We start from the raw sequence: 22,071 nt of genomic DNA on the forward strand, positions 1-22,071 counted from the left end.
AACTTTTATAATGGGTGATATTTAAGACATGCAGCTTAAAGCTTACTTAAGCTTGGGTGATTTTTTCGATGCACTGATTCAGTTTCTTCATCGAAAGGGGCTTTACAATATAGCCCGACGGTTTGTGCGAAATGACCGTTTTCACGGTTTCCATTTCATTTTCACCGGTCACGATAACAACAGGCAGATCAGGACAATCGACTTTGACCTTTGATAATAAGCTCAAACCATCAAGGGGGGCATTGAGGTTTAAATCCAGGAAGATGCAATCGAGCGTATGACCAACAAGCTTAGATTTTTCCAAAATCGCTTCGGCTTGCGTGATTGAATTCGCATAGAGAAGGGTTTGCGGCTGAATACAGTTCCGAAGAAGCTGTGCCAATATTTGTGCCATGATTTTACTGTCTTCGATGATCAGCACATTCTTCATTCACAGTATCCTTTTTATTTTTCAGAGATTTATCTGTGTCTATGGTAGATAAAGTTTGAGATCCATTCTAGAAAGATTAGCTCTCACTTGAACCATCTAACGCACTATAACTTGTGTATTTGTTAAAAATAACTATATCCTCACAAAACAGTGAAAAATAACAAAATCGCTTTCATAGCGAAGTTTTTGATATTACTCACGCTGCAGAGAACATCTCACACAGCTCAGACATTCTGATGCTATGTTACCTAATCTGAATCCAACCCACACTAAATGCTTTACAAGGTGATTTTGTGTCTGCCGCTTCAATCCATTCATATCTGAATTACTTCAGGCGATGTTATCGTGAAGATAGTCAAGACCTTTCTCTTTCTAACATCGCCAAATTACGTGCAGATCGCAGGATTGTCATTGACGAAGAAGAGTTGCTTTTCTCTGGCACGTTGCCGATATTACCTGTTAGTCACCCAGATGCAGAATCTCTAGCCATGCAGGCTGAATTATCGCGGCGCGAAAAACGCTTAATTTATGGTACATTCCTGGTCAAAGGTAAAATCAGCGTCTCACATGGTTTTTCAACCGAGCGGCAAATCTGTTCTCCGCTTATTTTTATGCCGGCTGAACTGTTGAAGGATGAAAGTGAACATCTGTGTATTCAGGTAAAAACGGACGATATCAGGCTAAACAGAGACATCCTCCGACAAATCTTGAAGCCGGATATCGACCCGCAAGCGATCGATACATTCCCAATGCCGGATTATCCGGTTCGCGACATTGATATTTCACAAATTGGCCATTGGCTGAGGGTTCATACTCAAATTTCAGCCTTGGAACACTTAGCCAACTGGCCGCAATTAGAGTCAGCTAAGGCAGTGATGAAAATGCCTCGAAAAGGGAAAGTCGAACTGTCGTGCGGAAGCCTGTTATTCCTAGCGGAAAGAAGTCGGGGAGTGCGCGGCACCTTACATGAATTGAATGAGTTAATCAGTGGCTCCGACTTTTCTGCGCCTTTCCAACAGTTATTCCCAAGACCAGTGACACCGGATTTCACTCAGGTCCCAAAAGAAAAAACGATTCAAACATTCCACTGCAGTTTACCTTATCAACTCAGTCTGCCTCAGCAAGCTGCGTTAAATAATGCGGCCAATTATCCGCTCAGCCTGATCTCCGGGCCACCTGGGACAGGGAAAAGCTTTACTATTGCAGCCATCGCTATCGATCGAATGATGCAGGGTGAGTCTGTGCTGATTGTCACGAAAACAGAGCAGGCCATCGATGTAATTGCCGAAAAACTGCGAGACAGCTTTGGCCTGAACAATGGCTATGTTCATGCAACCAGTCTTTCTTTCAATAAAACAATGCGCCAGTATTTGGAGCAACTCCTTCACGCCGGTGTAAATGTGACGGCGTCACAAAATAGTTCTCCACAAGAACAACAGCAGAAACTCGAAAGAACGGCAAAACAACTTCGTCATGCTGAACGTACATTTTCCAAAGCACTATGGATTTCTCGTTTCGCCAGTGGTGAAAACTCCGGCTCCTGGTTCAAGAAGCTCCAAGCACGTGTTCACAGCTTATGGAATGATCATGGCAAGCTTTGGGAAAAACAAAAACATTTGCATGAAACAACGCAGTTGTATCATCAGGTTGCAATGGCTGAAATCAACCGAGTTCGGGCGATTCAAATCGAACGCGTCCTTCAGAAGGACAGGGCACAACTGCATCAGTTTTGGAATGCCCTGAAAGCCAGACATTCCAAAACTCAGGAAGAACGATTTACAAACACGGACTTTTCAGTCATCAATCAGGCTTTTCCGATTTGGCTGGTGACCACTGAAGAGCTGAGTCAGTCGTTACCACGACAAGAATCCATGTTTGATCTCGTCATTTTTGATGAAGCATCACAAAGTGATATTGCCAGTGCTTTACCTGCAATCTATCGCGCGAAACGCGCTGTTGTGGCTGGAGATGTGAAGCAGCTCAGACATATTTCCTTTCTTTCCAGAGCACAACAATCTCTCTTTTGGGGGATGGAAAGCTTGCCTGCAAATGAACTCGAAAAGTATGCGTATCGAGATCGTTCATTGCTTGATTTAGTTTCTGCATGCATTACCGATCAAACGGCTGTCACTTTTCTGGATGAACACTTTCGAAGCCAGCCTGATCTGATTCATTTCAGTAACCAGTATTTCTATCAAAATCGCTTAAAAGTCATGAAAGCCAGGCCAGCAGCTTCGCATCAAGCGGCATTGAGCTTTCAATACATATCCGAAGGCCAGAGAAGCCGGACAGGAAAAAATGAACAGGAAAAAGCTGCCGTTTTATCCCTGATTGAATCGCACACTCTCGCCAGTACAGCGGAAGTATTGCCGCTGAGTATTGGCGTAATCTCGCCTTATCGCGAACAGGCGATGTATCTTGAGTCTGCCATTGAATCATTTTTCCCACATGACGTTATCCGGAAGCACGCCATCAGAGTTTCAACACCCTTTGGTTTTCAGGGCGAGGAGCGGGATCTGATGATTCTATCCATGGCAATTGACGCACAAAGCAACCGGGCAGCAGCTTATTTAAATCGTGAAGATATGTTTAATGTCATGATCACTCGGGCCAGGCAGGCCCAAATCGTTGTGCATTCTGTTCTGGCAACCGATCTCAGCCCTCAGAATCTGTTCCGGCGATATCTACAAGAAAAGCATCAATCGACAGCGGCGATACCCACACCAGCAACCGTCATTCTGTGTGACTTTGCTCAGCAGATGAAAGCATCACTTGAGCACGCAGGCATTCAGTATTGGGTTCACTCAGCAGTTGCCGGCGAAAACATTGATATCATTTGCCAACACCAGGGCAACACATTAGGCCTGGACTTGATCGGTTATGAAGGCGAGTTTGAATCATATTTTGATATTCACACGCATCGTACATTTCAGCGCGCAGGCTTATCTGTTCTCCCGGTTCCATACACGCTGTGGAAGAAGGAGCCAGAACGCGTCATCACTGAGATTTTAGAAAGACTCAACATCAGTGACGCCATCACTTAATGGAAACTTGAAGCCATAAAAAGCAGTTCCTCGAGTGAAGCGATCATGGTAACACCTACGAGAGGAAATCGTGGGAGTCTAACTGCAAATTAAGTGATCCTGTAACTTTTAAAATATCCAATGCTTTATGCAGAGATATCACGAAATAACTCAGACATAGTCAGCAGAGCTGACATTTAACATGGAGCGGTTCAGGAAAATCATCGAACACGGATGTTTTGAGCCTTAAAGAGTTTTCCATGAACCAATATCGGGCCGAGATCTTCGATATCAATGGAGCACAGTTTAATGTGTGGAATTTCATTGACTCATCATTAAAGAAGCCAATTCAAACTGGCGACGTGACCAATCGATAAACTTGGCGCGGGCTCAGTTTAAGTAAGCGGGCAGCCTCAACACCGGTGAGCCGTTTGTCACAGATGTCTTGGATGAGCTTGATTCTCAGTCATTCACTGTCAGTCATGGTTAATAGCATCCACGGGCGCCAAACACGGTTAAAGAAAGCGTGTTTTGAAGCTAGAACAACATGACATTTCAATCTGGCTCAAACATGACATTTCTAACTAGATCTTACAATTTAGTGCGCATTATGTACATTATGTTAAATAAAGTATCCGATAGCTCCAATATCAGCCGTCTTTGGGGCCCTACAACTACTCTTTTTAAACATGGCGTCGATGCAAAACGAGTCATTTAACCATAACGTTTATTTACCATAAAATAGGTAATTAACACTTCATTGAAGTTCTGCTGCAAATGGTCAGTTTGCCTGGTCCTTCAATGATCGTGTAATTACCTGGACCAAACGAACGTTTTCGCGTCCGTTTGGTCCGTTGTTCAGATCAACTCAGCGTACATACTAAGCATCTTATCCAGCTCAGGCACACGGATTGGCTTGGCAAGAAATCCATCCATCCCAACTTTACTGTATTCAACCTGATCAGAATGCATGGCATTCGCCGTTAACGCGATGATTGGCAACTTCACATGGTTCTCTCTGATCTTTCGGGTCGCTTCCATGCCGTCCATCACCGGCATTGAAATATCCATCAAGATTAAATCGAAGCATTCCGGCGATGCGGATACCATGTCCAAAGCAATCTGTCCGTTATCCGCAACCTCAACATGATGGCCACGTTTTTCAAGCATCAGTTTGGCGACCATCTGATTGGTTTGGCTATCTTCCGCAAGTAATATTTTCAGCGGTCGTCGAAGTGCTTTGGATGGCTGATAAACACTTTTTTCTTCCCGGACTTCCGTTTCTTTGATGGGCAAATGGATTGTAAAACAGCTGCCTTGACCTAAGGTACTTTGAAGCGAGATTCTCCCTTCCATTTTTTCCAGCAGATGTCGGCTGATCGCTAACCCCAACCCCGTGCCACCATACTTGCGCGTGATGCTACCGTCAGCCTGAACAAACGGATTAAAGAGATTTTTCTGCGCTTCAGCAGAGATGCCAATACCTGTATCAATTACTTTTACGGTCAGATCTTCACCTTCCTTGGAAACTGTGACACGCACCGAGCCCTGGTCAGTAAACTTAATCGCGTTCCCAATCAGGTTAAACATGACCTGCGTCACCCGATTTTTGTCACCTAACATTTGCTTCGGAACAAAATCATCTATCGAGACACTGAGAGAAATATTCTTCTTAATGGCCTGATCTTCAAGCTGCTCAACAACAAGATTCACGCAATCGACAACAGACATTGGTTCGAGATACAAATCAAACTTCCCTGATTCTATTCTGGATAGGTCAAGAATGTCGTTAATAATTGTTAACAGGAGCTGTGCCGATTGCTCCATTTGATTGATCCATTTCAGCTGTTCGAAATTCAAGCCTGAATCAGCCAATGTATCCATCAGACCTAACACTGCATTCAGGGGTGTCCGGATTTCATGGCTCATCATGGCTAAAAATTGTGATTTCGCTGCGTTCGCAGACTCTGCCTGTTGTCTGGCTTGCTGAAGTTCAACTAAGCGTTGTTTCTTGCTGGTGATATCTTTAGCCGTACCACGGTATCCCCGGAGTTCACCGTGTTTACTGAAATACGGGCTGGCGCTGAAACTGATCCATGCCCCGCCCTCGTTACCCGGTAATTGCCATTCCAGATCTTCAAAATCTTCGTTCTTCAGCAGTTTATTCCGGAGCTTCGTCTGAAAATCTTTTTCACCATCAAACAAGTCGAGCAAACTTTTTTTATCGATCACATGGTTAGAGAGATCAGGCGCAGAGATGTAGGTAAAACGGAACTCCGTGTCGATTTCCCAGAACCAGTCGCCCACAGTATTCGCGAAATCTTTAAAGCGCTGCTGACTATGCAAGAGTTCCTGAGTCCGGACAGTAACCAGCGTCTGTAATCGCTCTCGGTAATCGATATCAATGATGGCACGCTCCAAAAGCGGTCTGAAGCGAGACAACACACGTTTACATGAGGCACCAAACTGACCAGGTTTGGAGTGGATGAATAAAAGCAATGCATCCCCAGAACTAACTTTAACCCCCGTCATCAATACTGAGCGACAAAGCTGGATGCGATCATCCGGTAATTTCCGGAACTCTGCCACTCGTGCCGGATCAAACAATGCAATACTTTCGCCATTCATTGCACGAATAAAGGTCTGGCTGACTTCCCACTGACATCCTTCAAAATGAACACAAGTCGTGACCAGCTCTTCCAACTGAGAAGTCTCATCTTCACGGGTCAATACCAGTGCGTGTTCAAAGCCAATATACTTACGTAATACCGCAAGAAGGCTGTTAAAAACCTGGCGTTTGTTATTGGCGCCTGCCATCGCAGACATACCAGCCAAGATCGCTGAATACTCATCTCTGAGCTGTTTTTCCCGTTCCTGACTCCGGAGCAGTGCAAGCAGGGTTTCCTGTAATGTTTCTGTTTCTCTCCCTGTCATGCGTATTATTCCCGATAAAATAAAACTTTCGAAATCATCAAATTGCCATGTTCATTTTCACCACCGATGAATTGCCCCTGCTCACCAAAGGTAAAGGGACAAATATAAGGCGCTTCCCGCATTGCCTGACGCATTTTATCAGCAACCTGGGCCATTCTGGGTTTCACCTGAAGCATACATCCCGCACAATAAATGCTGATGCCACCAATGGTTTCGATCTCATCATGCCCCTCACTCAACAGGCCATCCACATTACGGCCGGCACGATTGATCAGATTATCTTCCGTCCCGGTCATTAAATAGAACCGCTCTCCTTCCTTTATAGAGGCAAATAATGTGATCCCACCACGTTCAGTCACAGAATTGGGATGTGCCAGCTTAAAATACGGTAAACCATGCAAGTTCCCTGCAACTCTCCCCAACGGATGGAGTGCTGATAACGACATAATTGACTCACCGAAACACAAAGGTTGAGCAATCCATTCTTCATACACTTCTTTTGCAGGCCGATGATCTAACTCGAGAATTTCTCTGCCTTCAATTTTGGTCGCGACGGCTGACAACTCTGTCTTCGCATATCCGGAATGAAATGAAAAACTCACCTCACAAGACGGATAAAACACACTGACCGCTACGCCTTCAGTGGCCGTATGATCATGTGTGAATAACTGCCATTGTCCAGACACGTGCGTATCTGCCGCGCTGCCGCCAATGATGGGTACAGGGGTCCCAAACTCTTGAGAAATCGCTTCAATGGCTTCTTCCTCGGCACCAGGGCTGGCATGCAGCAATATCATGGACGGCAGCTCTCCAGAACGCCCCGTATTTTGAATGGCTTTCAATACAGCCTGCCTGGCCATTTGTCCCGCCTGTTGATGGGTCGAGACCAACGCAGAACCATAGGCGCCGTTAAAATCAAAAACAGCCCAAAGTCCAATGACTTGATCCGGGAAATAACCCTGGTCGGTTAAAATGCCCTGGCAGGAAGAACATCCTAAAATTTGCGTATCCGGGAAGTGATCGGTCAGGAGCTGACGGATGCGAGCAGCGTCATCGTGCCCTGAGAAATAGACAAGCAAAAGGCTTGGGCGCACCAACCTGGCTTTCAGTTTTTCAACTGCCTCGCCAATCGCGGACTCTGTAACATCCAAAGTGGAGTAACTGGTAACAATTTCCATGCTTCTTTCGCGGTTGCTAATGTATCTTCCACATAATAGACAGTTTCAATTTGAGGATCAGCAGGCGATTGAATTTTTATCAAAAAAACTCTTAAGTCTGCGTGCAATCTACCGTTATTAGTAGTTACCGACACTTAGAGAAGCAGATACGGACATGACAAAACAACCAGTGATTATCGTTACAGAAGGAACATCAGCCTTAGGTGCACGTATCTGCAAAGAAATTGCAGCAACCCAATCCATCGTGATAGCACTGAGTACGGACGAAAATGCAGGCTACGATTTAGTCGCATCGGATCCACGAGTTCGATTTCGTCAGGCTAACAGTCAGAAAGAATCCGATGTTCGCGCTGTCCTGGAAGAAGTCGAAGCACAATTCGGCAGGCTTGATGCACTGGTTTATAACCCACCCAGCACGCCTCCCGGCCATCTCGCTTCATTTCATGAATTGGATTTGTTCGACTGGAATCAAGCACTTCATCAACAATTAACTGCGGCAGTTTTCTCTGCACAATTGAGCTATCCTTTACTGAAATCTTCTCAGGGTGCAATCGTGAACGTGATTCCGACACCGAATGAAGATGACCGACACAGCGAAGTGCTGTCTGTGTGCAGCCAGGGACTGATCGGTTTATCCGAATCACTGGCGAATAGCCTGGCACCTTCTGTCCGGGTTCATGCGGTATGCCACTATCTGAATCGATCAACTGATGAAAAAAATGATGTAAATCAATATAGTGATGTTGCTGCTATGGTACGTTTTCTGGTGAGTAAAGAAACAGCACATATCAACGGACAAGTCTTTAAAGTGACTGACCGCGCTTTAGAGAAAAAACACACTTAACTAACAAATGGTTTTATACACCTTATTTTTAGTAAAAAAACATCTTAACTCAATGTTTATAAACAAATTTGTAAAATCAAAAACTCAAAATATAGATCATCTTTTCGGTTTCTACTTTCACTGAATAACCGGAAGTATTCTTTGCATTGGCAGGGAGTGAAAAATCTCCTATTTTGAATGAGTTGGATGTATCCAGTACAATCTTTGTAACAGATTCACGATTTCTGGCTGAAATCAGGCTGGCTTCCATATTCCCCAGAGACATTGGCAACACCAAACGGTATTGATTTCCCCCTTTATCAGCCAAAGAAAATAAGCGCATTTCATTCTGCCTGTTTACGGATAGATCAACACAATCTCCTGTATCACTCTGGCAATTTACAGCAATTTCATCTGTAACCTCAGATTGATCATATGTAATTGTTCTCCATGTAAATGCTGTGATCAACACTGCAAGTAAGAACAGAATTTGAATAAGCCTTGCTTTCGTTAATTTTTGTGCGGCCATGATTGTATACATTTCCCATGTTACAGAGTTCAAATTTTTCGCAGAAAAACAGTGCGCCTTAACAAGTGCGATACCATCACACTGTCATTCATTTTCTATCTAAAGTATTATGCGTGCTGAAAATGCCACTTTTACAACAAAATAGCAATTTCTGTGTCGAATTGGTTATAAAAACAACACTGGATATTGCTAAGCTTTGGGTGGCATTGCGAAATATAGTTGTTCGCATAGAAACAAGAGTGTAGTTGAAAATTTTTAGTGGAAGCATGCAACATGAGCCAAGTAAAGCAGCTTGATCAAAACTACAACTATACGGTCGTCCGTCAATTCACTATAGCCACCATACTGTGGGGAATTGTTGGAATGAGCGTTGGTGTATTTATTGCCGCTCAGTTGGTATGGCCGGCACTTAACTTTGACACCCCTTGGTTGACATACAGCCGTTTGCGTCCGCTGCATACTAATGCAGTGATTTTCGCATTTGGTACCAGTGCACTGTTCGCGACATCCTACTATGTCGTTCAGCGCACCTGTCAAACCACGTTATTTGGTGGCAAGTTAGCGTCGTTTACCTTCTGGGGATGGCAAGCCGTGATCCTGTCAGCAGTGGTCACACTGCCGTTAGGATTAACAACCAGTAAAGAATATGCAGAGCTGGAGTGGCCAATCGATGTCTTGATCGCCATCGTTTGGGTTGCTTATGCTGTCGTATTCTTCGGTACGATGATTAAACGAAAAACCTCCCACATCTATGTGGCAAACTGGTTCTTCGGTGCCTTCATCCTGACCGTTGCAGTTCTGCACATCGTAAACAGCATGGCGATTCCTGTCTCGATGACAAAGTCATACTCTGTTTACTCCGGTGCAGTCGATGCGATGGTTCAATGGTGGTATGGACATAACGCTGTAGGATTCCTTCTTACTGCCGGCTTCTTGGGAATGATGTACTACTTTGTTCCGAAACAAGCGGGTCGTCCTGTTTATTCCTACCGTCTGTCCATCGTACACTTCTGGGCACTGATTTCTCTGTATATCTGGGCAGGTCCGCACCACCTTCACTATACTGCCCTGCCAGACTGGACTCAGTCGCTGGGTATGGTGATGTCGCTGGTTCTGTTTGCACCCTCTTGGGGTGGCATGATCAACGGTATCATGACCCTTTCCGGTGCCTGGCACAAACTGCGTTATGACCCGATTCTGCGCTTCCTGGTTGTCTCTCTGTCGTTCTACGGCATGTCAACCTTCGAAGGCCCGATGATGGCGATTAAAACAGTCAACGCCCTGTCGCATTATACAGACTGGACCATCGGTCACGTACACTCAGGTGCGTTGGGTTGGGTTGCCATGGTTTCAATCGGTTCGGTATATCACCTGATTCCAAAACTCTTTGGTCAGGAACGTATGTACTCGATCAAACTGATTAACGTTCACTTCTGGCTGGCAACGATCGGAACTGTATTGTACATCGTTGCAATGTGGATTTCTGGTGTAATGCAGGGTCTGATGTGGCGTGCAGTCAATACCGACGGAACGCTGACGTACAGCTTTGTTGAAGCGCTTCAGGCTTCTTATCCGTTCTACTTCGTGCGCTTCTGTGGTGGTCTGATCTTCGTGACAGGTATGCTTCTGATGGCTTACAACGCCTACAGAACAATCGCTGCACCACGAGACAGCCTGAAAGCCATTGAGCAACCAGCATAAGGAGTAAAACAGATGAGCTTTCGTCACGAACTTGTTGAAAAAAATGCTGGTTTGCTGGCCATTCTGATCATCATTGCGATCAGCTTGGGTGCTCTGGTAGAAATTACCCCCCTGATTTATCAGGACCAGACCACTGAGCCAGTTGAAAACCTACGCCCATATACCGCTCTGGAAATGGAAGGCCGTGATATCTACATCCGTGAAGGTTGTACCGTATGTCACAGCCAGATGGTCCGCCCTTTCCGTTCTGAAACGGAACGTTACGGCCACTACTCTGTTGCTGGTGAGAGTGTCTGGGAACACCCATTCCTGTGGGGCTCAAAACGTACGGGGCCTGATCTGGCTCGTGTTGGTGGTCGTTATTCTGATGACTGGCATCGCGTTCACCTGATCAACCCACGTGATGTTGTGCCTGAATCAAATATGCCTGGTTTCCCTTGGCTGGAAACCAACAGACTTGACGGGGAATTCACTTCTCAGAAACTGGCGCTGTTCCGCGATCGTTTTGGTGTTCCATACACAGATGAACAAATCGCAACAGCTGGTGATGACGTGAGAGGCAAGACTGAAATGGACGCACTTATTGCTTACCTTCAGTCTTTAGGTCACGCGATGAAGTAAGGAGGCACCATGGATATTGGAACCATTCATAGCATTTGGACAGTCATCCTGTTCGGCAGCTTTATTGGTATTGTCCTTTGGGCCTATAGCAAACGCCGTAAATCTCAGTTCGAAGAAGCTGCAAACCTTGTGTTTGCAGATGAGGATAAAGATACGGCCACGCGTGAAGAAGACAGGAGCAAATAAGAATGTCAACGTTTTGGAGTATATGGGTTTCAGTCATCACGCTTGGCACCCTGGCAGGAATTGCCATTATTCTGGCTTGGTGTAGCCGGGATAAAATGGGCGTTGAAGAAGGTGAAGACATGGGACACGAATACGATGGTATTCGTGAAATCAATAACCCGCTGCCCAAATGGTGGTCCTACATGTTCTGGGGCACCATCATTTTTTCACTGGGTTATCTTGCACTCTATCCGGGCTTAGGAAACTTCAAAGGTTTGCTGGGATGGCAAAGTTCGGACCAGACGGTCCGTACCGTTGCTGAATCAAAAGCATCGATTGCTCAGTCTCAGAAAGACCAAGAGCTGGATCAGTATGCCAAAGAACTGGGTGACGCAGAGAAATCCTACGGTGAGCTGTTTCAATCACTTGCCTACGATGAATCTGGAAACAACCTTCGCCCGATTGAAGCGATTGCAGCCGATCAGGATGCTCGTCGTGTCGGTCAGCGTTTATTCTTGCAGAACTGTGCTCAGTGCCATGGCTCTGATGCACGGGGTCAGCAAGGATTCCCGAATCTGACAGACAACGATTGGCTCTACGGTGGCGAACCGGAAACCATCAAAACGACCATTATGCATGGCCGTCAGGGCGCAATGCCGGCATGGATTGACACGCTGGGCGAACAGGGTGTACAAGAAGTAGCCAGCTATACCCTGAGCCTGTCTGGCCGTAAAGTGAATGCCAAAGAAGCTGCAGCAGGTAAACAACGTTTCGTGGTTTGTGCGGCTTGTCATGGTACAGATGGTAAAGGTAACCCTGCGTTTGGTGCACCGGATCTGACGGATAATATCTGGCTCTTTGGTGGTTCACGCAGCGCTGTCGTTGATACAATCACTCATGGACGCCAAGGTGTGATGCCAGCTTGGGATAACATCCTGGGAGAAGAGAAAGTTCAACTTATCTCTGCTTATGTCTGGGGTCTGAGCAATAGCGAACAGTAATTTCGATTTCTGTTACGAATCAGTCAATTGTTGACGTTTGCTGACAATTTCACTGAAGCCTTGTCACAGAGCCCCTGTTAAGATCAGGGGCTCTTTTTATTCATACTTAAAGGAATTCAGAATGCAAAAGCCATGGTATAAGCAGTTTTGGCCTTGGTTCATCATTGCGATTCCAGCCACTTCCATTACATACAGTATGGCCGCACTGTATCTCTTCTCTCAGAACAAAGTGGATTTGGTTGCAGAGGATTACTATAAGAAAGGAAAAGGCATCAATCAGGACTTTTCCCGCCTCCGTGTTGCAGATGCACTGCATCTTCAGGCGAACATTTCAGTCGCTGAATCCAATATCGTGTTAGCTTTTAATAAAGGTGACTTGAAAGCCTATCCAACCCTGCGTGTTACTTTCACGCATCGTACGCTACCCGATCAAGATTTTACCCTGATGGTCAGTCCTGACATGAAAGGCCATTACCGCTTCAGCACAGCTGAGCCCATTGATGGCCCTTGGTTTGTTGAAGTCGAGCCATTCAAAGGCGACTGGAAATTACATGGTCGACTGAACCTCCCTTCCAGTGATCCGATTCAGCTGTTTGGACAAAATCAGGGATGAATACACCTTGCTATCACTGTGGTGACCCAGTTCCGCAAGACACCACCTGGACCGTTGAAATCCTGGGGCAAGCACGTCAGATGTGCTGCCCTGGGTGCGAAGCTGTTGCTCAAACCATTGTAGACAGCGGGCTGACCTCTTATTATGAGTACCGGACAGCAACCGCAGACAAAGCGGATCTCGTGCCGCAGCAGTTGCAATCATTGTCACTCTACGATAACGAAGATATCCAGCAGGATTTCGTCCGTGAAAATGAAAACACCAACGAGGTGACACTGTCACTGGAAGGTGTTTCTTGTGCCGCCTGTGCCTGGCTGATCGAAAAGCACCTCAAACGAGAAGCAGGCGTAGTCAATATTCGCGTGAATACAACAACCCACCGCGCTTTACTCAGTTGGGATCCCGCACAAACCAAACTGAGCCAACTGCTGTCTGCCATTCATCGTCTGGGTTACAAAGCCGCACCTTTTGAAGCAGATAACCAGGAACAGCACTATCACGACACCATGAAAAGTTATCTGTATCGTTTAGGCATTGCCGGCCTGGCAACGATGCAAGTGATGATGCTGGCGGTTGCACTCTACTTTGAAGTTTTTGGCGATCTGGATGAAACCTTCAGAAACTATTTCCGCTGGGTTAGTCTGCTGTTTGCCACACCAGTGCTGCTCTACTCTGCACTGCCTTTCTATCTCAACGCCTGGCGGAATTTGAGAGCCAGAACATTAGGGATGGATGTCCCGGTTTCAATTGCATTGATCTTCGCTTATTGTGCCAGCCTGTATGCAACGGTCACCGAGCAAGGAGAAGTATTTTTCGAATCCATCTCCATGTTCACCTTCTTTCTGCTCATCGGTCGCTATCTTGAAATGCGCGCCCGTCGTAAAGCAGCAGCAGCCAGTGCGAACCTGCTGAAGCTGATCCCAGCGATGGCGACCCTTGCAGACGGCAGCCAGATTGCCGCCAAGAGTTTAAAAGTTGGTGACGTTGTCACTGTCCTACCGGGTGAAAGCCTACCTGCGGATGGTGTGATTACTTCAGGCAGCAGTGTCATTGATGAATCCATGCTGACCGGTGAACCTTTACCTGTCGGCCGGGAGCAAGGCCATGATGTCTTTGCCGGAACCATCAACGGAGACGGAAACCTCAGCATAGAAGTCACTCAGGATCGCCAGCATTCTCTGATTTCAAATATAATCCGCCTTCAGGATGAAGCGCAGGCATCCAAACCAAAAATTGCAGAAATTGCTGATATCGTCGCCCGTTATTTTGTGGCCACGATTTTGCTCATCTCTGCCTGCACCTGGCTCTACTGGCACCAACATCAGCCTGAAGACGCGCTTTGGATCACGCTGGCTGTTCTGGTCGCCACCTGCCCTTGCGCACTGTCTCTGGCCACACCAACAGCCCTGACCTGTGCAACCTCAAGGCTTGGTCGTTTTGGCATTCTGCTTCGTCGCGGGCATGTGCTTGAAACACTGTGTAATGTCAATCAGCTCGTCATCGACAAAACAGGAACACTGACAGAAGGCAACGTGCGAATTGTGACCACAGCGTGTTTCTCTGATATGCCGGAAGAGGCCGTTCTGTCCATTGCTGCTGAACTCGAGCGCTATGCAAACCACCCGATTGCCCGTGCATTCTCGGCTTACAGAAACGCTAACTTTGCTTTTGACACAGTTAAAAACGAAGTCGGTTTTGGCCTGAAAGGTATGCGGGCTGCTCAGGAATGGCGAATCGGTAAACAGGAGTTTGCTTTTACTGAACAGAGTCAGATTCCTTCTGCTCAGGATTTTCAAGTCTGGCTGACTTGTGAAGGTCAAGCAATTGCAGCATTCCGCCTGGATGATCCAATCCGGAGCGACAGTAAATCTCTCGTGAGTGCATTTCAGGCCGAAGGCATTCAGGTGACCATGCTGACAGGCGATCATTCAGAGAATGCAACCCGTGTTGCTGAAACACTGGCAGTCGACAAACTCATCAGTGGCGCGACGCCACAGGGAAAACTGCAATATCTTCAGTCACTGGACAAACGCCAGGTCGCTCTGATGATCGGCGATGGCGTCAACGACGCGCCAGTTCTGGCCGGTGCTCACCTGTCTCTGGCTATGGGAAGCGGAACAGATGTTGCCAAGTCCTCTGCAGATATGGTTTTACTGGGGGATCACCTTGACCGGGTGCTGGAAGCACGCCGGCTGGCAATCAGAACCCGGAAAATCATCCGTGAGAATCTGGCCTGGGCCTTGGGGTATAACCTTGTTATCCTCCCATTAGCTGTCGCAGGACTGGTTGCCCCCTACATTGCTGTACTCGGGATGTCAGCCAGCTCCATCATTGTCGTATCTAACTCGCTGAGGTTGTTAAAAGAAGATGGCTAGCCTATATTTGCTGATTCCTATTGCCATTATTTTCGTTTGCATCGCCGTGGCCGTATTCATCTGGGCAGTCAAATCTGAACAGTTTGAAGACCTCGAAAGGCAAGGATTTGACATCCTGTTCGATGAAAACGAAGAAAAAAACAAAACATCCGCCGCTTCTGAGAAGCCGAGTCACCCTGAAGGTAAGGACCAAGCGTCTTGAGCACGGATTTCTTCGCAGCATTTATGATTGGGCTGCTCGGTGCTGGCCACTGCCTTGGCATGTGTGGGGGTATTGCCGCTGCAATCACACTGGGGATGCCCGGTCAGCAACAACAACATCGATTCCCGTTTCTGCTGTGTTATAACCTGGGCAGGTTGGTTTCCTACGCCGCTGCGGGCGCACTCATTGGTGGCGCTGTTGCGGGTATGGCTTCGCTCAGTGGTCTCAGCACTGCTCTGCTTTACCTTCGCCTGCTCGCGGCACTCATGATGATTTTGCTTGCCCTGTATCTGGGACAATGGTGGCAAGGGGTGACAAAAATTGAAGCTGTTGGGCAAATTCTCTGGAGACGCATTGCCCCACTGGCACAGTCAATGCTGCCACTCAAATCCCCAATTTCAGCATTTCCATTCGGACTGCTGTGGGGCTGGCTCCCCTGCGGTTTAGTGTATTCAACCCTGAGTTGGGCTGCAGTTGCAGGAAATACCGTTTCAGGCGCAGGCGTCATGCTTGCCTTTGGCCTGGGCACACTTCCGGCCATGCTCTTGGTGGGCTCAATGGCAGAACGCCTCAAGCTTTGGCTTTCTAATCAGATATTTAAGAAAACAAGCGCAGTTTTGCTGCTGGTATACGGTATTCACACGGGCTATATCGCAATCACACAATTTTCCTAATGTTTTATACTCGTCATCATGAATAAGAATATGGTAAAGTGAGATCAGTATCCGAGCTTGGTTAGGCCATAGTTTATGAATTCAGTCAAAATCCCCACAAAACGTATCCAGTCAGGCGGGTGTGCAATCCATTGTCAGGATTGCAGCATCAGCCAACTATGCATTCCCTTTACACTCAATGAATCAGAGTTAGATCAACTCGACAGTATCATTGAGCGTAAAAAACCGATCCAAAAAGGACAGGAGCTTTTCAAAGCCGGGGATGAACTGAAGTCGCTGTATGCGATTCGTTCTGGCACGGTCAAAACCTATACCATTACCGAGCAAGGTGACGAACAAATCACAGCATTCCATCTGGCGGGTGATCTGGTTGGTTTTGATGCAATCAACAACAACAAGCACCAGAGTTTTGCACAATCACTTGAAACATCCATGGTGTGTGAAATCCCTTTTGAAACGCTGGATGATCTGGCGGGCGAAATGCCCAAACTCAGACAGCAAATTATGCGATTGATGAGTCATGAGATCAAAAGCGATCAAAATATGATTCTGCTACTGTCGAAGAAAAATGCAGAAGAACGTCTGGCTGCGTTCCTATACGATCTCTCCTGCCGATTCTCAGAACGTGGCTTCTCGGCACGGGAGTTCCGGTTAACCATGACGCGCGGCGATATTGGTAACTATCTCGGCCTGACCGTGGAAACCATCAGCCGTCTGCTGGGTCGCTTCCAGAAAGCTGAAATCATCGGCGTGAAAGGCAAATACATCACGATCCATCAACGTGAGCAACTGGCAGAACTTGCTGGCGCTAACACCTGTAAATAAATGAACCAACAATTGGTGGGCTTGATGCCCATCAATTTTTCCTGAATTTCCTTTCTAAAGTCCTCAACTTATTCGCAGCAATCCATTACAGTGAATATACTAATCTGAATACAAAGCTTTTTTCTGGTCAGACGATTGCTATTCCGTCGAGAAAGGGGGCAGTTATGAATGTGTATAAGAATATTCTGGTCGTCGCAGATCCACTTCAGGATCATCAGCCTGCTCTGTCACGCGCAGTCCATCTCTCAGAAAAGTCCGATCAAGCCCGAATCACGGTATTTCTTGCCATCTATGACTTTTCTTATGAAATGACCTCAATGCTGTCTTCTGATGAACGTCAGGCCATGCGCCGGGGCGTTGTTCAGCAACGGGAAGAATGGCTGAGAGACATTACGCGTCCTCATACTGAGAATGGCATTGAGATTGATATCGTCGTGGTTTGGCATAACCGACCCTATGAAGCCATCATTGCTGAAGTTTACAGTCAGCATCATGATCTGCTCATTAAAGCAACCCATGAACACGACAAAATCGGTTCTGTGATTTTCACACCTACGGACTGGCACTTATTGCGGAAGTGTCCCTGCCCTGTCCTGCTTGTCAAAGAACATAGCTGGCCAGAAAACGGTAAAGTACTCGCCTGTGTGAACCTGGCTGCAGAAAACGATACCCATGAGGCCCTGAACGACAAAATTGTGCAAGAAGCGCAGTCTTTATCAGCACTTCTCAATTCAGAGGTCAATCTGGTTAACGCCTATCCGGCAACGCCGGTCAACATTACCATTGAATTGCCTGAATTTGACCCAGCGACTTACACAGATGCTGTCCGCGGACACCATCTGACCAGTATGAAAGCCCTGCGGCAAAAACATGGGATTGATGAGGAGAATACACATGTGGTCGAAGGACTGCCTGAAGATGTCATCCCCAAAGTCGCCGAAGAATTGGATGCTGAACTAGTGATCCTGGGCACAACGGGCAGAACCGGAATCTCTGCTGTTTTCATCGGGAATACAGCCGAGCACACCATCGACAGCCTGAACTGCGATCTGCTGGCTCTGAAGCCTGAAGGATACATCAGCCCCCTGGACCCGAATCATTAACCGCACTCCGCCGCCTTTTTCACGAGGCGGCTTTCAAAATTCACTTCCATGCACGCCATGTTGCCTATTCTGCATAAAACAAACTGGAATCCGTCACAAGAATCCGTATCATACGCGCCATACTTTTCCATACCGGAGACAGACAAATGATTCCCAGCGATCCATTGTCTGCATTTTCCGGAATAAAATGTGAAATGAAGATTTTTCGTCGCATGCCCTCGGTTTGCTATGCGACAGCAACAGAGACATAAAATGAATCAAAATCAAGAGCTTACAAAGGCACAGAAATACAACTTTGACAAGTTGCAAAAGAAACTGCGCCGCAACACGGGTCAGGCGATTGCAGACTTCAACATGATTGAAGATGGTGATCGCATTATGGTTTGTCTGTCCGGCGGTAAAGACAGTTACACCATGCTTGAGATGCTCAGTAGCCTGCAGCGTAGTGCCCCTGTCAGCTTTGAATTGATTGCGGTAAATCTAGATCAGAAACAGCCGGGTTTTCCAGAGCATATCCTGCCTGAATACCTGACATCTATTGGTGTCGAGTACAAAATCGTCAATGAAGACACCTACTCGATTGTGAAAGAAAAAGTGCCGGAAGGGAAAACAACCTGTTCACTGTGCTCCCGTCTGCGTCGCGGCATTTTATACCGGACAGCCAAAGAACTTGGTGCAACCAAGATTGCTCTGGGTCACCACAGAGATGACATGCTAGAAACACTGTTTCTGAACATGTTCTATGGCGGAAAAATGAAAGGGATGCCACCTAAACTGGTTTCCGATAATGGCGAGCACGTGGTGATTCGTCCGCTGGCATACTGCCGTGAAAAAGAGATTGAACGCTATTCCGAGATGAAAGCTTTCCCAATCATTCCTTGTAACCTGTGCGGCTCTCAGCCAAACCTGCAGCGTCAGGTCATCAAAGAAATGTTGCGTGACTGGGACAAACGCTATCCGGGGCGCATCGAAACCATGTTTACTGCGATGCAAAACGTGGTGCCTTCGCATCTGGCTGATTTCAATCTGTTTGATTTTAAATCCATTGATAAAGATTCAGGCGCAATCAATGGAGGCGATATCGCTTTTGATAAAGAAGAGTTACCTGCTGCCCCGGCCATTCAGGATGAAGTTGCTGAGTTTGATCCAGGTGAAAAACTGGATATCCTTCAGGTCAATTAACCAACTTTGACGAAAAAGCCGCAGTTTCTGCGGCTTTTTTATTCTTAGCCCACATCTCAGTCTTAAATCCCAAACGCTCGCCCCTGACTTGTTCTCCATGAAACGATGATAGCTGTAAAGCCGTCATCTGAAGACAAACATGCTACTTCTGAGTGATTTATTTTAATAAAACGCTAAACTTACAATGAAAAACGGGCTGCTATGTGGCAACATTCGCCGTATGATACACAATGTATCTCGGTACTGCTGTATTCTGGTCCTTATCATCACATGAGCCACAATTGCTCACCACTACCAAACGCACTTATCGCTGAATGAACGACCAGTATTTTTCAGCATGGCACCTTTAGGTTTCTGAGCAGTTTGTCTGGAAGCCAGTGTTCTATCGCATGAAGTCTGCTGATGATAAGAGACACAAGACAACATTCGATCTAATCTGCAGTGGTCCTGCACACCACGAGTCACAATAAAGGATTAAAAATGACTTATTACCAAAAACTGGAAAAACACGCCCAAAAGCTATCCCGAATTTCCCATTTATCAGCCATCTGCAGTTGGGATCAGGCAGCCAAAATGCCTGAAGGCGGTAACACGGCACGCTCTGAAGCCATGGCAGAACTGGCTTTGATTCATCATGAGCTGGCTACAGCGCCTCAATTAGCTGAGTGGTACGAGAAAGCAGCTGCTGAATCATTGTCTGCTGAGCAAAAAGTCAGCCTTCATGAAATGAAACGCCGGTGGCAAATGGAAAACCTATTGCCCTCTGAACTGGTCGAGCAAAAATCACTCGCGGGTTCGGCATGTGAGCATGCATGGCGCACACAGCGCAAAGAGAATAACTGGCATGAGTTCAGCCAGAACCTGGAAAAAGTGGTGCAATTAGCCCGTAAGGAAGCGCAAATCCGTGCCGAAGCCACAGGACTGAGCCGCTATGACGCGATGTTGGATCTGTATGAGCCGGGAATGACCTGTGAAAAAATCGACCAGATTTTTGGCGATGTCAAAACCTGGCTGCCACAGCTGATTCAGGATGTACGTCAGAAACAAATGAGTGATGAAGTCATCACGCCAAAAGGTCCATTCCCTGTCGCACAGCAGAAAACGCTCAGCCTGGACATTATGGGGAAACTCGGTTTCGATTTTAAACACGGCCGCCTGGACGTCAGTACCCACCCTTTCTGCGGCGGTGTTCCAACAGACGTTCGGATCACCACGCGTTATGACGAAACAGACTTTACCAGCGCGCTCATGGGTGTCATTCATGAAACCGGTCATGCCCGTTACGAACAGGGATTACCTGTTCAATGGGCTGGTTTACCTGTGGGTGAAGCACGCTCTATGGGCGTTCATGAATCCCAGAGCCTGTTCTTTGAAATGCAGCTGTCACGCAGTCAGCCGTTTATTGAAGTGCTTGCGCCACTTGCCCGTGAAGTCTTCGACCGGAATAACGACAAAGCACTCAACACCGAAAACATGGCCTTGTACTGCACTCGTGTAGAACCCGGTTACATCCGTGTTGATGCAGATGAAGTCACCTACCCGGCACATATTATCCTGCGTTATGAAATCGAACGTGATTTGATTGAAGGTAAAATCGAAGTCGCAGATATCCCGGATTTATGGGACAAGAAAATGACAGAGTATCTGGGCCTTTCCACAAAAGGGAATTTCACGGATGGCTGCATGCAGGATATCCACTGGACAGATGGCAGCTTTGGCTACTTCCCGTCATACACACTGGGTGCCATGTATGCCGCTCAGTTTATGGCTGCAATGAGCCGTGAAATGAATGTCGAAAACCTGATCCGTGAACGAAACCTGCAACCTATCTTCAATTGGCTGGACAAACACGTCTGGAAAAAAGCCAGCTTCCTGTCCACGGATGATCTGCTGAAAGAAGCCACGGGGGAAAGTCTGAACCCAACCTTCTTCAAAACGCATCTTGAAAACCGTTACCTGAAGTAAACCATACAGATAAGGGGCCGTTTGGCCCCTTTTTGCTCACTAAACCATGCTCATTTCGAGGACAGTATTGATCGCACTGCCATTCCATTTGTAGACATAATGGGCCGACTGACACACTTTATGAACCAGATTCGGTTTATACAAGGCAAAACAATGGTGGCCGCGGTGACGAACAGATTCATACCATACGCCGTCGCAACGGCTTTCTTTCAAAGTCACCGCCAATGCCTGTGAAGCGCCATAATGCGTCGGATGATACAGCGCAGAGTCTAGATGTGTCTGTGCCGTTAAATCGGTCAGATCTGCTGTAAACCAGGCCTGAATGCTGCGCATTTGGATATCTTGTGAAGGCTCCCTGGTGTATCCGAGAATTCTTTCCATGTGATAAACCGTTTCCTTCAGCGCAGTGTTGACATCACTTGCAGCATAATAAGCCCCGAAATCTGCCGTATTAAAACGACCGCCATCCAGATTCACATGCGTGAATGCAGCCATCACAAAGCTACAATGCGGAATGCCGACCAGTCTTTCCTCGGCCGGCACCCGGGAAAAATCGCCGGTTTCTTCTGCCAGACGCGGATTGGTCAGCGCCTCGACGGCAAAAATTGCTTCCAGCTGCTCCGGTTCAGCCACATCTTCATAAAGATTAATCGGCGGATATTTTGAAGGGATCAACCGGAAACAGGACTGATCCTCAAACTGCTTCGATGGATACGAATTCTGCATG

Annotated in this window: 19 protein-coding genes; 14 read left to right on the forward strand and 5 right to left on the reverse strand. The window is 46.9% G+C overall.

The features are described from left to right. Positions 1 to 46: 46 nt before the first annotated feature. Positions 47 to 430: a response regulator gene (locus tag Q4579_RS03860; protein WP_303561769.1), complete on the reverse strand. Its 384-nt coding sequence runs from the start codon at positions 428 to 430 to the stop codon at positions 47 to 49. Between the two features lie 293 nt (positions 431 to 723). Between Q4579_RS03860 and Q4579_RS03865 the strand changes: the two genes are divergently transcribed. Beyond that, positions 724 to 3,474: a DEAD/DEAH box helicase gene (locus Q4579_RS03865; RefSeq protein WP_303561770.1), complete on the forward strand. Its 2,751-nt coding sequence runs from the start codon at positions 724 to 726 to the stop codon at positions 3,472 to 3,474. Between the two features lie 837 nt (positions 3,475 to 4,311). On the opposite strand, the gene Q4579_RS03870 is transcribed toward Q4579_RS03865, so the two are convergent. Both Q4579_RS03870 and Q4579_RS03875 read right to left on the reverse strand, forming a co-directional pair. Beyond that, positions 4,312 to 6,387, reverse strand: coding sequence for an ATP-binding protein (locus Q4579_RS03870; protein ID WP_303561772.1), 2,076 nt, complete (start codon positions 6,385 to 6,387; stop codon positions 4,312 to 4,314). A gap of 5 nt (positions 6,388 to 6,392) precedes the next feature. After that, positions 6,393 to 7,565 carry an FIST signal transduction protein gene (locus tag Q4579_RS03875; RefSeq protein WP_303561774.1) on the reverse strand — a complete coding sequence of 391 codons (1,173 nt, stop codon included), beginning with the start codon at positions 7,563 to 7,565 and terminating at the stop codon, positions 6,393 to 6,395. A gap of 154 nt (positions 7,566 to 7,719) precedes the next feature. Here Q4579_RS03875 and Q4579_RS03880 point away from each other — a divergent pair, with 154 nt between their 5' ends. Next, positions 7,720 to 8,409 carry an SDR family NAD(P)-dependent oxidoreductase gene (locus tag Q4579_RS03880; protein WP_303561776.1) on the forward strand — a complete coding sequence of 230 codons (690 nt, stop codon included), beginning with the start codon at positions 7,720 to 7,722 and terminating at the stop codon, positions 8,407 to 8,409. Between the two features lie 76 nt (positions 8,410 to 8,485). On the opposite strand, the gene Q4579_RS03885 is transcribed toward Q4579_RS03880, so the two are convergent. After that, positions 8,486 to 8,917: a hypothetical protein gene (locus Q4579_RS03885; protein WP_303562194.1), complete on the reverse strand. Its 432-nt coding sequence runs from the start codon at positions 8,915 to 8,917 to the stop codon at positions 8,486 to 8,488. Positions 8,918 to 9,190: 273 nt separating this feature from the next. Between Q4579_RS03885 and ccoN the strand changes: the two genes are divergently transcribed. The 12 genes from ccoN (at position 9,191) to Q4579_RS03945 (ending at position 21,344) form a co-directional block, all read left to right on the forward strand. After that, a complete protein-coding gene (gene ccoN, locus Q4579_RS03890) occupies positions 9,191 to 10,618 on the forward strand; it encodes a cytochrome-c oxidase, cbb3-type subunit I (RefSeq protein ID WP_303561778.1) in 1,428 nt (475 codons plus the stop codon). A 12-nt stretch (positions 10,619 to 10,630) separates the two neighbouring features. Continuing rightward, positions 10,631 to 11,239, forward strand: coding sequence for a cytochrome-c oxidase, cbb3-type subunit II (gene ccoO, locus Q4579_RS03895; protein WP_303561779.1), 609 nt, complete (start codon positions 10,631 to 10,633; stop codon positions 11,237 to 11,239). Positions 11,240 to 11,248: 9 nt separating this feature from the next. After that, positions 11,249 to 11,425 carry a CcoQ/FixQ family Cbb3-type cytochrome c oxidase assembly chaperone gene (locus tag Q4579_RS03900; RefSeq protein WP_211648683.1) on the forward strand — a complete coding sequence of 59 codons (177 nt, stop codon included), beginning with the start codon at positions 11,249 to 11,251 and terminating at the stop codon, positions 11,423 to 11,425. Between the two features lie 2 nt (positions 11,426 to 11,427). Beyond that, positions 11,428 to 12,405 carry a cytochrome-c oxidase, cbb3-type subunit III gene (gene ccoP, locus Q4579_RS03905; RefSeq protein ID WP_303561781.1) on the forward strand — a complete coding sequence of 326 codons (978 nt, stop codon included), beginning with the start codon at positions 11,428 to 11,430 and terminating at the stop codon, positions 12,403 to 12,405. A 121-nt stretch (positions 12,406 to 12,526) separates the two neighbouring features. After that, on the forward strand, positions 12,527 to 13,018 hold the full coding sequence (locus Q4579_RS03910) for a FixH family protein (protein ID WP_303561784.1): 492 nt from the start codon (positions 12,527 to 12,529) through the stop codon (positions 13,016 to 13,018). Next, positions 13,015 to 15,393 carry a heavy metal translocating P-type ATPase gene (locus tag Q4579_RS03915; protein WP_303561785.1) on the forward strand — a complete coding sequence of 793 codons (2,379 nt, stop codon included), beginning with the start codon at positions 13,015 to 13,017 and terminating at the stop codon, positions 15,391 to 15,393. Before Q4579_RS03910 ends, Q4579_RS03915 begins: the two co-directional genes overlap by 4 nt. Beyond that, positions 15,386 to 15,595 carry a cbb3-type cytochrome oxidase assembly protein CcoS gene (ccoS, locus tag Q4579_RS03920; protein ID WP_303561786.1) on the forward strand — a complete coding sequence of 70 codons (210 nt, stop codon included), beginning with the start codon at positions 15,386 to 15,388 and terminating at the stop codon, positions 15,593 to 15,595. Before Q4579_RS03915 ends, ccoS begins: the two co-directional genes overlap by 8 nt. Further along, on the forward strand, positions 15,592 to 16,269 hold the full coding sequence (locus Q4579_RS03925; RefSeq protein WP_303561787.1) for a sulfite exporter TauE/SafE family protein: 678 nt from the start codon (positions 15,592 to 15,594) through the stop codon (positions 16,267 to 16,269). The genes ccoS and Q4579_RS03925 overlap by 4 nt, the downstream gene beginning before the upstream one ends. Positions 16,270 to 16,344: 75 nt before the next feature. Then, entirely contained in the window at positions 16,345 to 17,094 is a 750-nt protein-coding gene (locus tag Q4579_RS03930) for an FNR family transcription factor (RefSeq protein WP_303561788.1), read from the forward strand. A 164-nt stretch (positions 17,095 to 17,258) separates the two neighbouring features. Next, positions 17,259 to 18,197 (forward strand): universal stress protein UspE, encoded by a 939-nt coding sequence (gene uspE / locus Q4579_RS03935; protein ID WP_303561789.1) that lies wholly within the window; start codon positions 17,259 to 17,261, stop codon positions 18,195 to 18,197. A 252-nt stretch (positions 18,198 to 18,449) separates the two neighbouring features. Then, positions 18,450 to 19,379 carry a tRNA 2-thiocytidine(32) synthetase TtcA gene (gene ttcA / locus Q4579_RS03940; protein WP_303561791.1) on the forward strand — a complete coding sequence of 310 codons (930 nt, stop codon included), beginning with the start codon at positions 18,450 to 18,452 and terminating at the stop codon, positions 19,377 to 19,379. A 480-nt stretch (positions 19,380 to 19,859) separates the two neighbouring features. After that, the gene (locus Q4579_RS03945) at positions 19,860 to 21,344 is read left to right on the forward strand and encodes a carboxypeptidase M32 (RefSeq protein WP_303561793.1); all 1,485 of its coding nucleotides are present in this window, start codon (positions 19,860 to 19,862) and stop codon (positions 21,342 to 21,344) included. 39 nt (positions 21,345 to 21,383) lie between these two features. Here the strand turns inward: Q4579_RS03945 and Q4579_RS03950 are convergent, their stop codons facing one another. Then, a complete protein-coding gene (locus Q4579_RS03950; protein ID WP_303561794.1) occupies positions 21,384 to 22,070 on the reverse strand; it encodes an RES family NAD+ phosphorylase in 687 nt (228 codons plus the stop codon). Between the last annotated feature and the right edge of the window lies 1 nt (position 22,071).

This window comes from Photobacterium sp. 1_MG-2023 (assembly GCF_030547945.1).
Classification (GTDB): domain Bacteria; phylum Pseudomonadota; class Gammaproteobacteria; order Enterobacterales; family Vibrionaceae; genus Photobacterium.